The sequence below is a fragment of the Peribacillus sp. NPDC006672 genome, assembly GCF_050274955.1.
GTDB lineage: Bacteria > Bacillota > Bacilli > Bacillales > DSM-1321 > Peribacillus.
In genome coordinates this window covers 170,674-184,171 of record NZ_JBNNOR010000001.1, presented here as the reverse complement: position 1 = coordinate 184,171, position 13,498 = coordinate 170,674, and the positions used below count along the sequence as shown (strand labels likewise).

Here is a 13,498-nt window from a genome sequence, read left to right as displayed (position 1 = left end):
TATTATCATTGATCAATACTGATTTAAATGGATAACTCAGAGGATAAATCGTACATTTTCTTGTCAATTGTATGCGGTTTAGCAAGGGCTTCGATGATATCATAATCAACTAGTCGATTTTGTTCTATCCCAACAGCCCTGCCCCCTTTGCCTTCAAGAAGCAATTCAACAGCTTTGGCTCCAAGTCGGCTTGCCAATACACGGTCGTTTGCCGAAGGAGATCCTCCGCGCTGGACATGGCCCAGAACCGTTACACGGGTTTCAAATCCTGCTTTCGCCTCAATTTTCCTGGAAATATCAACGGCACTTCCAACACCTTCAGCTACAATGATGATACTATGCTTTTTCCCACGGTCATGTCCGCGGTTCAGCTTCCCAATCAGATCTTCCATATCATATTCGTATTCAGGGCAAAGGATCGTTTCCGCTCCGCCAGCCAGTCCGGCCCAAAGCGCAATATCCCCGGCATTTCTTCCCATTACTTCAATCACATAAGTCCTTTCATGAGAAGTTGCCGTATCACGAATTTTATCGATAGCGTCGATTACTGTATTCAGGGCCGTATCGAAACCAATCGTAAAGTCCGTGCCCGGTATGTCATTATCAATCGTTCCAGGAACTCCGATACAAGGGAAGCCCCTTTCAGTCAAAGCTTTCGCTCCGCGGTAAGAACCATCGCCACCTATTATGACAATGCCCTCAATACCAAGTTTATTCAGTTGTTCAATCGCTTTCAGCTGGCCTTCCTCCGTCTTAAATTCCGGACAGCGAGCCGTATGTAACATTGTACCGCCTCGATGAATGATATCCCCGACCGATCCAAGTTCAAGCTGCCTTATATTGCCATTTATCAAGCCCTGATATCCATGATAAATCCCGAATACCTCCATTTCATGAAAAATTGCTTTACGGACAACCGCCCGGACTGCCGCATTCATGCCTGGAGAATCTCCTCCACTAGTCAATACACCAATTCTTTTCATAAATGTCACCTCTCTACAGCACTAAATCAATTTTAAGCTCATTATATCATTGTACCCTTTTTCAAGCTTCAATAAGCAGTATCTGTTACACTTATGCTCACTTGATGTTATAAGCCTAACCGATTCTCTACAGAAATTGAAGTAAAATGGTGTAAAAGTTTACATACTTCACACAAACCATATTCTTTACAGGTTTCGGTAATGAATACATATGCCCGCCATTAAAGGCTGAAAAAACGTGTTGCCCTTGGCAGCACGTTTTTCCTTTTTGCAAAATGTATTATGAATGCTGTTCAACTTCCTTAGGTTTCCCCTCAGATTGTTTTTCAAATTCATATTCACCGATTTTCTTGAATTTCATGTAACGCTGGTTGATAAGGTCATCACTATTCAACGGCAGAAGTTCATTGAATGAACGTTTCAGGATTTCCTTGATGGCTTCTGCCTGTAAATTTGCATCTCGATGGGCGCCGCCTCTCACTTCAGGAATGATCTCATCGATGACTCCTAAACGGTTTAAGTCGGGAGCCGTGATTTTCATCGATTCCGCAGCCCTCTTAGCCTGAGAAGCATCCTTCCACAGCAATGCCGCAGCCCCTTCAGGAGAAATTACCGAATATGTTGAATTCTCAAGCATGAAAATTCGGTCTCCAACACCAAGTGCTAATGCACCGCCGCTTCCACCTTCACCAATGACAATACTGATGACCGGCACCTTAAGCCCTGCCATTTCAAAAAGGTTTTTCGCAATGGCTTCACTTTGTCCGCGCTCTTCAGCAGCTTTACCCGGGAAAGCTCCCTTCGTATCAATGAAACAAATAATCGGACGATTGAATTTTTCCGCCTGTTTCATCAGACGTAAAGCTTTTCGATATCCTTCCGGATGGGGCATGCCAAAGTTACGGCGGATATTTTCCTTCGTATCCTTACCTCTTTGATGACCAATGACAGTCACGGCAAGTCCATCAAACTCTGCGATTCCAGCCACAATCGCTTCATCATCCCCATAATAACGGTCTCCATGAAACTCTATGAAGTCATTGAATAATCTCGGAATGTAATCAAGCGTCGTCGGACGGGCTGGATGTCGGGCAATCTGAACGCGATCCCACGGTTTTAAATGGTTATAAATATCCACTTCCAGCTTCTCTAGACGCTTTTCCAACGTTTCGATTTCAACTGTAAGGTCTACGTCAGCATCCTTCGTAATCGCCTTTAGCTCTTTAATCTTATTTCTCAGGTCCGTAACGGGACGCTCGAACTCTAATTCGTAAATCATAACCATTCACCACCCGGGGCATGAATTTTAAGGATTGTCGTCAAAGTTTCTTTCATTTCCGTACGTTTGACAACCGCATCCAATTGGCCGTGCTTCATCAAGAATTCAGATGTTTGGAAGTCTTCTGGAAGCTCTTCATGAATCGTCTGTTCAATGATTCTTCGTCCCGCAAAACCAATAAGGGCTCCAGGTTCGGCTAGATTAATATCACCAAGTGACGCGAAACTTGCCGAAACGCCACCTGTGGTAGGATGGGTCATCATTGATATGATCAGTCCGCCTTCATTACTGAACATCTTGAGTGCAGCACTCGTCTTTGCCATCTGCATCAAGCTTAAAACACCCTCCTGCATCCGAGCGCCGCCTGATGCCGTAAAAATGATAAACGGAATTTTCAATTCACCTGCACGTTCAATGGCACGGGTGATTTTTTCACCAACAACGGAGCCCATGCTTCCCATCCGGAAATTGGAGTCCATGATGGCTGTTGATACTTGGTACCCATTGATGCTCCCTACTCCTGTAACAACGGCCTCATTAATCTTGGCCTTCTTTTTGTCCTTTTCCAATTTATCCAAGTAATCCGGAAATTCAAGTGGGTTAACTGAAATCATTTCTTTATCAAATTCATTAAAACTGCCGGCGTCGAATAAACATTCGATACGCTCATGGGATGACATCGAATGATGGAACCCGCAATGCAGACAGACTTTATTGTTTTTCACTAATTCTTTTGTATACATGATTTTTTTACAGCCGGGGCATTTTGTCATAATTCCTTCTGGTACGTCTTGTTTCTCCCGATCTAAAGGAACTGTTGCATATTTCTTCTTAGACTTCGCAAATAGCTCTTTAAGCAAGCTTAATCCTCCCTTTACCACCAATTATCTATTATATGATACTTGGTACAAACTATATCAGAAATTAAATTAGTATCGTGTAAAAAGGTGTCACTCGTCCTTCGACATATTTCTAATTCTAATAAGATACGTTTCGATGGCTTTTTCTTCATCCCTTTCGAGTAAATATGTAAGAAGTGTCAGATAATCTTCTTTTTTCACATTACCCACTACCATCTCTGATGTTCTAGCATAGCTGTTGACAATGCGCCAAATTCTTTCCATCAATCTATTGCGATTCAATATGGCAATTCTTAAGAAGAAATCATCATCATGAAACTCATTTGTCTTGACCCAGACCATTAATCGTTTGATGTCCTCAGCCGTAGCGAAAAAGGCAACGATCCGTAAACAGTCAATTTCAATCAGCCTTTTCGTCTCAGCCAAATCTTCTTGTACTTTTTTATCTTGCAAAAAAAAGGTTCCCAGAAGCTCTACTAGCTTATGCTCCTGGAAATCCCTGATAAATGTCCCTTCACCACGCCTTGTTTCTATTAATCCTAATAGCTCTAAGGCACGCAATGCTTCCCGTACAGAGGAACGGCCAACATTAAAACGATCCGATAACTCCCGTTCTGATGGGATTTTATCTCCCGGAAGGAGGCTGTCCGCTTCAATCATGCTACGTAGGCTCTCAACGACATCGAGATAAATTTTAGATGAAGAAGTCCGATCTGCCAAATTAATTATTCCTCACTTTTTCCAATGATCGCTAATTTCCTTGTTTTTTCTTTAATTTTCTCGGGATCCACATTAATCCTAGCCACTCCCGTTTCCATCGCTGCCTTGGCAACAGCAGCTGCAACGGCAGGCGCTACCCTATCATCAAAAGGAGCAGGGATAACATAGTCTTCGTTCAACTCATGTTCCTCAATTAAACCGGCAATGGCCTCTACAGCAGCAACCTTCATTTTTTCATTGATATGAGTTGCACGTACATCCAAGGCCCCACGGAAAATACCCGGGAATGCAAGGACATTATTGACCTGATTCGGGAAATCCGAACGGCCCGTTCCAACAACCTTGGCACCCGCTGCTTTCGCATCCACCGGCATGATTTCCGGATCTGGATTAGCCATCGCGAAAATGATCGCATCCTTATTCATTAATGTAACCATTTCTTTGGTTAACGCACCTGCGGCAGAAACACCTACAAATACATCAGCGTTTTGAATGACCGCTTCCAAAGGTCCTGAAACCTTATTACGATTGGTCATTTTCGCCACTTGCTCTTTTATATCATTCATGCCTGACGAACGGCCCTCATAAATGGCACCCTTCGTGTCACACATAATAATGTCACGAACTCCATAGCTATAAAGCAATTTAATGATAGCAATACCCGCAGCCCCGGCTCCATTCGCTACCACTTTAATTTCTGATATTGATTTATTAACAAGTCGTAAGGCATTTACAAGACCTGCAACAGTTACAATGGCCGTACCGTGCTGATCATCATGAAAAACAGGGATATTCATTTCTTTCTTAAGTCGTTCTTCAATTTCAAAACAATTTGGTGCGGCAATGTCCTCTAAGTTCACTCCCCCGAATGTCGGTTCGAGTAATTTAACTGTCTCTACAATTTTATCCACATCCGTCGTTTTTAAACAGATTGGAAAAGAGTCCACTCCAGCGAAACTTTTAAATAAAACGGCTTTTCCTTCCATAACCGGCAAAGCGGCTTCAGGGCCGATGTTTCCAAGTCCCAACACAGCCGTTCCATCAGAAATAACAGCGACAGTGTTCCCTTTCATTGTATAGTCATAAACGGTTTCTGGCTTATCGTATATTTCTTTACACGGTTCTGCGACACCAGGAGAATATGCAAGGCTTAAATCTTCTGCATTCTTAACAGGTACTTTTGAAACTGTTTCTAATTTCCCTTGATTCATGCGGTGCATATGTAAAGCTTCTTCTCTTAATGACATATTTTCACTCCTAAAAACAAATTGGGTAACCCAAATCTTATATGCTGAAATCTAGTGGTCAGACCACAGCGGCCTGTTTTCAATATAACATAACTACTTAAGTTGTAAAACAGTTATTCTCGCTTATAAACCACATTACCTTTTCCGACCAAGCCAAATAATGCCTGCATCAAACTATCTGTAGGATTGACCCAATCCCAATAAGATAGCTGTACATAGCGGTTTTCCCTTTCGTAAAAAAGCATGACCTTTGTTTCGCCGCTATGCTGTATTAAAATTTTTTTTATTTTTTGCAGTGTGTCCTTCGTTTGCTTGCCAGCCTCGATTTTCAGGAAAACCGTTCCGTTTTGTTCCTCTTTCATCCTTTTCACTCTTTCAAGCGGATATACGTTCCTGATCAGGAGCTGGGTTTTTCCATCCCGTTCTTCCAATGTCCCCTGCAGCATAACGAGTTGTCCATGATTCAAGTCGGCAGAGTGATTTTTATATACATTGGGAAAAACGACCGCCTCAATGTCCCCCTCTTCATCACTGACGCTTAAAAAGGCCATTACATCGCCCTTTTTTGTCCTTATGGTTTTAACCGACGTAATATATGCGCCAAGTAAGACTTTTGATTCCTTTTTATTGGTAGCCTCGTCTATGGTCAAACAGCCGAAGTACTGAAATAGTTCCCTGTAGCTGGTCACCGGATGATTCGATAGATAAAGCCCCAATGCGCTTTTCTCCAATGAGAGTTTGTGCTCGATAGGAATGGGCTCGACCCGGTTGTATTTCGGTTTGAGTGAAAACTCGCCATCCGAAAACATATCGAATAGATCATCATCTGGATTTACCAATTCCGTATGGCTGATCGCTATGTCCAAACTCGCCAATAATGTTGCCCGGTCCTCACCGAATTCATCAAAAGCACCTGAATGCACAAGCGCCTCCAATACTTTTCGATTTACGATTTTCCCCGAAACGCGCAAACAGAAATCGAATAAATCAGCGAACTTCTTTTGCCTTCTTGCAGCAAAGATTTCTTTTAAAACTGTACCGCCTATTCCTTTTATGGCTCCAAGACTAAAGCGAATCCCTTCCTTTTCCGGTAAAAACGGGTATCCGCTCCGGTTAATCGAGGGAGTCAGAACCGTTATCCCTTTCTTTTTTGCCTCACGGATATATTGGGAAATCTTTTCATCATTCCCCACTACCGATGTCATGAGTGCTGCCATGAAATATTCCGGATGGTGAGTTTTCAAGTAACCAAGCTGATAAGCAATGACACTGTACGCAACTGCATGACTACGGTTGAATCCGTAGTTAGCGAAGCGGACGATCAAGGAATAAATCTCATCTGCCGTTTTTTCGGAATATCCTTGTTTCAAAGAGCCGCTCACAAAATGCTGCCGCTCCTGATCCAGCACATCCTTCTTCTTCTTCGAAACGGCTCGACGGAGCAGGTCAGCTTCTCCAAGTGAAAATCCGGCGAGGCGAGAGGCAATTTGCATGATCTGTTCTTGATAAACGATGACTCCGTATGTAGGCTCAAGGATATCTTTCAAATCCTCGTGCAGATAATCAATCGGAGCCAGTCCATGTTTTCGCTCGATGAACAGCGGTATGTTTTCCATGGGACCTGGACGATATAGGGCATTGACCGCGACAATATCCTCGAACCGGTTCGGTTTCAGCTTGATCAAAACCTTTCTGATGCCATCCGATTCAAATTGAAACACTCCAGTTGTTTCACCTCTCCCTAAAAGGGCTAACGTCTCGGGGTCATCCATCGGGATATGGGACAGGTCCAGTTTTTTCCCCGTTCCCTTTTGGATGTTCTTTAAAATATTATCGATGAGCGTTAAATTGCGAAGCCCAAGAAAATCCATTTTAAGAAGTCCCAGTTCTTCAAGAAGGTCCATTGGATATTGAGTAAGATGGATGCCGTCATGCCCTCCCTGAATCGGGATATGCTCGGTCAGTGCCTGATCGCTGATGACGACGCCGGCGGCATGTGTCGAAGCATGGCGGGGCAGCCCTTCAAGCAATAAAGCGGTTTGAAAAAGTTTTTGATTCATCTCACTCTCATTAACGAATTCCCTGAGCCTTTTCGATTCCTTGAAAGCTTCGGGAAGCGTGATGCCCAGACGGCCTGGAATCATTTTCGATACCGCTTCCTGTTCCTTTGAATTCAAGCCGAAAACACGTCCTGTGTCCCTTAAAGCAGCTTTGGCAGCCAATGTTCCGAATGTAATGATTTGTGCTACATGAAGTTCCCCGTACTTCTTCGCGACATAGGCAATCACTTCTTCACGGCGGTTATCCGGAAAATCAATATCGATATCCGGCATCGAGACACGTTCAGGATTCAGGAAACGCTCGAACAGCAAGGAATGTTCGATTGGATCGACATCCGTTATTGACAGTACATAAGCGACCATCGATCCGGCGGCCGATCCCCTTCCAGGACCAGTCAGGATTTGATGATCCTTAGCGAATTTCATGAAATCCCAAACGATCAAAAAGTAATCGCTGAATTTCATCTTGGTGATGATATCCAATTCATATCGCAGGCGCTCTTCATATTGAATGGATGGCTCCGGCAATCTTTTCTTCAGCCCTTGGAAACAGATGGCTTCGAGCATTTCCTCGGCTGTGACTCCATCTTCAGTAGGGTACTTAGGAAGAAGTGAACGGTGAAATGGAATTTCCAGATTGCATTGCGCGGCAATATGCAGTGTATTTTCGAGTGCATCCGGTCTGTCATGAAATAGTTCTGCCATCTGGGCCCGGCTTTTCAAATAAAATTGATTGGATTCAAGAACCGTATGCGTCTCATCCGCAAGCTTGTCGCCATTTCCAATTGCCAATAGGACTTCTTGAGCGAGTGCATCGCTTTCGTTCAAATAATAGACTGGATTCGTCGCGACAATCTTTATCTCTAAATCTCTCGCCAACTGACTTATGGCTTCGTTGCCTTTTTCCTCATTCGCGATCGAAAGTCTTTGTATGGATACAAAGAAGTTATCATGGCCAAAAATCTGCAAAAATCGACCTGCAGCCTGTTTGGCTTCTTCAGGATTTTCTTCTCTCAAAAGCGTTTCTATTTGCCCCTCCGCACCCGGTGTGATTGCTATCAAGCCCCTAGAGTAGGCTTTAAGCCAGTTCATTGGAATGCCTGACGGGGATTTCGTTTTTATGGCACTGCTTATTTTAAGCAGGTTTTGATATCCTTGCAGATTTTTTGCTAATAAAAGAAGGCCATGTGCCGATTCCTGTTCATCGAGGACATCTGCAAGAATGCCGACGATCGGCTTTATTCCCTGTTTCTTGCATTCTTTATAAAAATAGACCGAACCGTACATAACATTTCGATCGGTTAAGGCAAGACTTGTACAGCCATCCGCTTTCGCTTTGGCCACAAGATCAGTGATCTTCACCGTACTTGTCAGCAGGCTGTATCCGCTCTGAATATGGAGATGAGTATACACGTTTTTTCTCCCACCTTTGTAAGGCATGTTTCTTTTCATTATAGTGTTTATTTCAAAAAAAGAAAATATGTTCTCATTACCAATCCAATTTATCACCCCTGATTTCCGCAGACTATCATATTACCTGTGTACTTCCCATATAAATGGAGTAGAAGAATATAAAGCCAAAAGGATGATGATACATGAATGAAGCCTTTGTTCCGGCATTTATCAACAGTTTTTTCATATCGCTAGGAGTTTTGCTTGGCGGGTCGATAATCGGTGGGCTGGCTGCTTTTTTCACGGGACAAGCCCCAATGACGACTGTGTTTCGATTATCAGACAGCCTGCGCATTTGGGCGATTGTCGCTGCCATCGGCGGAACCTTTGATATGGTCTATAATTTCGAACGCGGTATTTTCCACGGAGAAACGAAGGATATAGTCAAGCAGGTCCTATTGATTCTATCTGCACTTGGGGGAGCACAGACAGGAGCGCTGATCATCAACTGGTTCACCCAGGAGCATATATCATCATGAGGATCCCCCCCTATCACCGGGCACCCACCTGGCAGCGTTTTTTTGCCGGAGCCGCACTTGGCGGTTTGATCAGCTGGGTGATTTTCTTTTATATGTATGGGGTTCAGCAAGAAACACAGATACGGATCATTCATGACCAAAGAGAAAAGATCAAGGATTTGAACGAAAAAATTGGGATCTGGGAGCAGGAGTATAAAAAATTAAACCAGCAAAATGAAGAGATCTTAACGATTCAAGAGGTCGAGGTGACGATTACGAATGGAAAAACATACAGTCTCGATCAGCTGAGTGTCGCGGAAGCGGAGGATGTGATAGAGGACGACCTTTCCTCCCTTCTCGCTAAAGATGTCGTCAGCGTATACAATGGAAAGATGCTATTGAAAAAATCAATCGAAAATAAAATCGTGACCATTAATAAAAAGCGTTATAACCTTGAAGTCGTGGAAATCATGTTTTATACGAAAATGAACATTGAAATCAAAGTAAAGAGGAGCTCTTGATAAAACCGCTTTCCGACTAAGTCCTCATTATATCCGCAAAGCTAAAAGACCAAATCACTTTGATTTGGTCTTCATGTCGTTTCAACAAAAAATCATTTTCTAATTCGCTTTATTCAACTCTTCCAAATCGGCAAGGATATTATCCACTTCACCCCAGGAATGGATCGAAGCCCCTGCTGCAAACGGATGGCCTCCGCCGTTATATTTACGGGCAATCGTATTGATGATTGGCCCTTTGGAACGGAAACGGACTCGGATTTCTTTATCCTCTTCAATGAAAAAGACCCATGATTTCACGTTTTTAATCGAACCAAGCGAGGAGACGAGCTGAGAAGCCTCTGATGCCGAAGCATGGAATTTTTCTAGTATATCTTTTGTGATGATCATTTTCCCCGTGCCATTTGGAAGGATTTCAAAATGCTGCAGCACATAGCCATTCAACCTGACGATACTTTCATTGACGTCATACATCTCCTCATATAATTGCGGGCGGGAGAACGAATATTGAATCAATTCACTCGCATAGGCAAATGTCTTTTCAGTCGTGCTTTGGAATAGGAAACGACCTGTATCGCCAACGATGCCTGCATATAGAAGGCGCGCCGCTTCATCACTCATCTTCAAACCTTTTTCTTTACCGAATTGGTAGAAATCATAAATCATTTCACTTGCAGAACTTGCTGATGTATCGACCCAGCGCATATCCCCATATGGATCTTCATTAGGATGATGGTCAATTTTAATCAGCTTATCCCCCGTCTTATACCTTGAATCACAAATCCGGTCGGTATTTGCGGTATCACAAACGATGACCAAAGCACCTTGATATGTTTCATCAGAAATCACATCGAGCCTTCTTAAATAATTCAGTGACGGTTCTTCTTTCCCAACCGTATAAATTCGCTTTTCAGGGAAAGATGCCTTCAGGATTTCCGCCAATCCCCCCTGTGAACCATAAGCATCCGGGTCTGGTCGGACATGGCGATGGAGAATGATAGTATCATAACGCTTTATATCTGCTAAAATTTCAGCTTTCATATTGATCTCCCCTAAAAATATGTATTATCGAACCTAATTAAGATTTTATATATTTCATTTAATCAAAAAATTGAGGAAATAGGAAGAGTCATCTCGGTTTACTGTGGCATTCTTTTTCATTTCCCGCTACAATAAAAAGGTACATATGTTAAATTGGGGGAATTTTAAACGATGCCTATTCTTGTCACCTTGATCGTTCTTTCACTAGGGGTCTATTTGTTTTATAAGATTAAATCGGTCCGAACTAAAATGCCGATGGAAAAGAAGTGGATTTCAGGGAAGTCTTCCATTGCCCTTGGTGCGTTTGTCGCACTATTCGGAATCAATCAGCTTTTTCTATTCCACACAACCACCACTTATATCATTTCTGCCGTTTTCATTTCCGTTGGCCTATTCAGCGTTTGGGGAGGCTATAAAATGTATAGATTTTACCTGCCGCATGCAATTGAAGAAGCCGCAAATCAAAAAGGATAATCGAATATCGATTATCCTTTTTGATTTATTTATCATGATCGATCAAGCAATTGGCAGGTTAACATCGCCTTACCGACAAGTTTGCCTTGGTTAAACACCTCGACATCCACTTTTCCGAATTTACGTCCTACATCAAGGACACGCGGATGGATTTCAAGCGTGCTGTCGATCTGGACTGGCTTGATGAAATAAATCGTCATATTTTCCACGACCAAGTCACCGCGCTTATAGCTTCGAAGTGCCCGGTTTGCTGAATCCGTAACCAATGTCGTGAAAACACCGCTTGAAATGGTCCCGAGATAATTGGTCATCTGCGGAGTGACGACATAGTTATACACTTCCTCACCCTTGCCACGATTCGAAGTCATCACAAGCTGACTTGTGATCGTATCGTCGATTGTTTCGCCGACCTGAGGCTGCCTTTGACTCATTTGCAGGGCCTTCAGCACATCCTGCCTGCTCACGATTCCCTTCAGGATATGACTGTCATTCACGACCGGGATTAATTCAATGCCTTCCCAAACCATCATATGTGCAGATGATGCAACACTCATTTTATCTCCTACTGTCATCGGGCTTTTCGTCATTACCTTATCAATGAGCGTCAATTCTTCCTGACCTATGATATCTTTTGATGTGACCATTCCTTGAACCTTCATATTGTCATCGACAACAGGGAAACGGCTATGCCCTGATTCCTGATTCAGTTCATGCCAAGTCTGAACCCGGTCACCCACCGTTAAAAAGGTCGTTTCCTGTACGGGTGTCAAAATATCCTCCACCAGCAATATTTCCTTTTTGATCAATTGGTCATAGATTGCCCGATTGATCATCGTTGCAACGGTAAAGGTATCGTAACTCGTAGAAATGACTGGCATCTCCAATTCATCCGCCAACCTTTTAACGGGCTCTTCCGTATCGAATCCACCGGTGATCAGCACCGCTGCACCCGCATTTAACGCGTGCTCATGGGCCTGGGTACGGTTCCCGACGATCAGCAGATTTCCTGCACCTGTATATCTCATCATGGCATCCAGCTTCATCGCCCCGATGACGAATTTATTTAATGTCTTATGAAGTCCTGTTTTCCCGCCCAGAACTTGTCCGTCCACAATATTAACTACCTCAGCAAAAGTGAGCTTTTCAATATTCTCTTTTTTCTTTTTCTCGATACGAATCGTGCCTACCCGCTCAATCGAGCTCACGTAGCCCTGGTTCTCCGCCTCTTTAATTGCCCGATATGCCGTACCTTCACTAACATTCAATGCTTTCGCAATTTGACGGACGGAAATCTTTTCGCCAACAGGAAGCCCATCGATATGTTTTAATATTTGTTCATGCTTTGTAGCCAAGCGCTTCACCCTTTTCACGGTATTCCTATTCTCCATTATAAGGTCAAAGAGCCTAGTTTATCAAACAACTGCTAGTATTGGCGCAACCTTTTGTATTTCAGCTGGCGTTTTACCTTTTGTTTTTTAGGAGAATATAGTATTCCCGTCAAGTTCCCCGCTACCGCCAACAAGGCAAACAACAACCAGGTTCCGGCAAACAGGCTCTCCAAACCGCCACTTTCCAACGACAAGCGCGGCACGGCATAATACAGCATCACACCGCATAAAAGCAAACATAGTAATAACCTCTGTTTCATCCAATCCCCCCTTTTTTCCATCTATTCATTTTATGCCTGCGAAAGGAAAAAAGACTTGGCTGAATGAACGAGATTTACTTGCTCATCCATCCACTTTATATTGATTCTCTTTCATAAAAGAAGGTTTTATTTACTCGATATACTTTAGAAGGGAAAGTTTTGAATAGACTTATCATTTCAATAATAGTTGCTTTGAGCGCCCTAACTATAGCTGGCGTTCTGCAGCAAGTGATAAAAGGGCAGAGGAAAATGATTCTAAACAAACAGATAATAAAGAAGTTCAAAATATATCCCAATGAACCTCAAAAATATGGATGGCACTTTTGGGGAGAATCGAAAAACTTAGGAGAACGGAAAACAGTAGAAAAGGTAAAACAACAGGTTCTATCTTCGTTTTAATGCAGAGTTGATTGGATCGGGTGTGTGTGTGCAAGACTCCTCCGGGAGATATGCGTCAAGGAGACCCCGCAGGCGCAAAAGCGCCGAGGAGGCTCCCGGACCGCTCGCGGAAAGCGAGTGCCTGGACGGGAAAGAAAACGTTCAAAGTATAAAACCTCAAAAAAACTTTGGGCAAATGAAGGCCATCTTAGTTTTAAGACAAAGTGGATTGAAACGGAAGGTACGAGACTCCAGCAGGACCCATGGAAAGCGAGTGCCTGGACGGGAAATCAACGGTCAAATTTTACAAACCTAAAAAGACTGTAGACAAACTCCATTATCATCGCGTTTGTCTACAGTGACGGGAGCCCCATAGGCTC

Annotated in this window: 13 protein-coding genes; 4 read left to right on the top strand and 9 right to left on the bottom strand. The window is 43.2% G+C overall.

Annotated elements, in window-relative coordinates; genetic code table 11:
• Positions 1 to 23: 23 nt before the first annotated feature.
• The 6 genes from pfkA to dnaE all read right to left on the bottom strand — a co-directional run bounded on the left by pfkA (position 24) and on the right by dnaE (position 8,562).
• The gene (pfkA, locus tag ACQKKK_RS00955; protein ID WP_427613408.1) at positions 24 to 983 is read right to left on the bottom strand and encodes a 6-phosphofructokinase; all 960 of its coding nucleotides are present in this window, start codon (positions 981 to 983) and stop codon (positions 24 to 26) included.
• A gap of 280 nt (positions 984 to 1,263) precedes the next feature.
• Positions 1,264 to 2,262: an acetyl-CoA carboxylase carboxyl transferase subunit alpha gene (accA, locus tag ACQKKK_RS00950; RefSeq protein ID WP_427613406.1), complete on the bottom strand. Its 999-nt coding sequence runs from the start codon at positions 2,260 to 2,262 to the stop codon at positions 1,264 to 1,266.
• Positions 2,259 to 3,122: an acetyl-CoA carboxylase, carboxyltransferase subunit beta gene (accD, locus tag ACQKKK_RS00945; protein WP_427613405.1), complete on the bottom strand. Its 864-nt coding sequence runs from the start codon at positions 3,120 to 3,122 to the stop codon at positions 2,259 to 2,261. Before accD ends, accA begins: the two co-directional genes overlap by 4 nt.
• Positions 3,123 to 3,212: 90 nt before the next feature.
• Complete coding sequence (locus ACQKKK_RS00940; protein ID WP_427613404.1) at positions 3,213 to 3,842, bottom strand: FadR/GntR family transcriptional regulator; 630 nt, start codon at positions 3,840 to 3,842, stop codon at positions 3,213 to 3,215.
• A 5-nt stretch (positions 3,843 to 3,847) separates the two neighbouring features.
• Positions 3,848 to 5,089, bottom strand: coding sequence for an NAD(P)-dependent malic enzyme (locus ACQKKK_RS00935; RefSeq protein ID WP_427613402.1), 1,242 nt, complete (start codon positions 5,087 to 5,089; stop codon positions 3,848 to 3,850).
• A 113-nt stretch (positions 5,090 to 5,202) separates the two neighbouring features.
• Entirely contained in the window at positions 5,203 to 8,562 is a 3,360-nt protein-coding gene (gene dnaE, locus ACQKKK_RS00930) for a DNA polymerase III subunit alpha (protein ID WP_427613401.1), read from the bottom strand.
• Positions 8,563 to 8,744: 182 nt separating this feature from the next.
• On the opposite strand from dnaE, the gene ACQKKK_RS00925 reads away from it, so the two are divergent.
• On the top strand, positions 8,745 to 9,080 hold the full coding sequence (locus ACQKKK_RS00925; protein ID WP_098369973.1) for a YtrH family sporulation protein: 336 nt from the start codon (positions 8,745 to 8,747) through the stop codon (positions 9,078 to 9,080).
• Positions 9,077 to 9,580 (top strand): sporulation membrane protein YtrI, encoded by a 504-nt coding sequence (gene ytrI, locus ACQKKK_RS00920; protein ID WP_427613399.1) that lies wholly within the window; start codon positions 9,077 to 9,079, stop codon positions 9,578 to 9,580. The genes ACQKKK_RS00925 and ytrI overlap by 4 nt, the downstream gene beginning before the upstream one ends.
• 99 nt (positions 9,581 to 9,679) lie before the next feature.
• Here ytrI and ACQKKK_RS00915 read toward each other — a convergent pair whose 3' ends face one another.
• Positions 9,680 to 10,618, bottom strand: a complete 939-nt coding sequence (locus ACQKKK_RS00915) for a DHH family phosphoesterase (RefSeq protein WP_427613397.1) — start codon at positions 10,616 to 10,618, stop codon at positions 9,680 to 9,682.
• Positions 10,619 to 10,789: 171 nt separating this feature from the next.
• Here ACQKKK_RS00915 and ACQKKK_RS00910 point away from each other — a divergent pair, with 171 nt between their 5' ends.
• Positions 10,790 to 11,092, top strand: a complete 303-nt coding sequence (locus ACQKKK_RS00910) for a YtpI family protein (protein WP_427613396.1) — start codon at positions 10,790 to 10,792, stop codon at positions 11,090 to 11,092.
• Positions 11,093 to 11,124: 32 nt separating this feature from the next.
• Here the strand turns inward: ACQKKK_RS00910 and ACQKKK_RS00905 are convergent, their stop codons facing one another.
• The gene (locus ACQKKK_RS00905; protein WP_427613394.1) at positions 11,125 to 12,444 is read right to left on the bottom strand and encodes a DRTGG domain-containing protein; all 1,320 of its coding nucleotides are present in this window, start codon (positions 12,442 to 12,444) and stop codon (positions 11,125 to 11,127) included.
• A gap of 71 nt (positions 12,445 to 12,515) precedes the next feature.
• Positions 12,516 to 12,740: a hypothetical protein gene (locus ACQKKK_RS00900; protein ID WP_427613392.1), complete on the bottom strand. Its 225-nt coding sequence runs from the start codon at positions 12,738 to 12,740 to the stop codon at positions 12,516 to 12,518.
• 159 nt (positions 12,741 to 12,899) lie between these two features.
• On the opposite strand from ACQKKK_RS00900, the gene ACQKKK_RS00895 reads away from it, so the two are divergent.
• On the top strand, positions 12,900 to 13,139 hold the full coding sequence (locus tag ACQKKK_RS00895) for a hypothetical protein (RefSeq protein WP_427613391.1): 240 nt from the start codon (positions 12,900 to 12,902) through the stop codon (positions 13,137 to 13,139).
• The last annotated feature ends 359 nt before the right edge of the window (positions 13,140 to 13,498 follow it).

Bases quoted from the DNA above. Each gene is read 5' to 3' on its own strand.
- ytrI (WP_427613399.1), top strand. From the start codon at position 9,077: ATGAGGATCCCCCCCTATCACCGGGCACCCACCTGGCAGCGTTTTTTT.
- ACQKKK_RS00925 (WP_098369973.1), top strand. From the start codon at position 8,745: ATGAATGAAGCCTTTGTTCCGGCATTTATCAACAGTTTTTTCATATCG.
- ACQKKK_RS00900 (WP_427613392.1), bottom strand. From the start codon at position 12,740: ATGAAACAGAGGTTATTACTATGTTTGCTTTTATGCGGTGTGATGCTG.
- accA (WP_427613406.1), bottom strand. From the start codon at position 2,262: ATGATTTACGAATTAGAGTTCGAGCGTCCCGTTACGGACCTGAGAAAT.
- ACQKKK_RS00915 (WP_427613397.1), bottom strand. From the start codon at position 10,618: ATGAAAGCTGAAATTTTAGCAGATATAAAGCGTTATGATACTATCATT.
- ACQKKK_RS00935 (WP_427613402.1), bottom strand. From the start codon at position 5,089: ATGTCATTAAGAGAAGAAGCTTTACATATGCACCGCATGAATCAAGGG.
- pfkA (WP_427613408.1), bottom strand. From the start codon at position 983: ATGAAAAGAATTGGTGTATTGACTAGTGGAGGAGATTCTCCAGGCATG.
- ACQKKK_RS00910 (WP_427613396.1), top strand. From the start codon at position 10,790: ATGCCTATTCTTGTCACCTTGATCGTTCTTTCACTAGGGGTCTATTTG.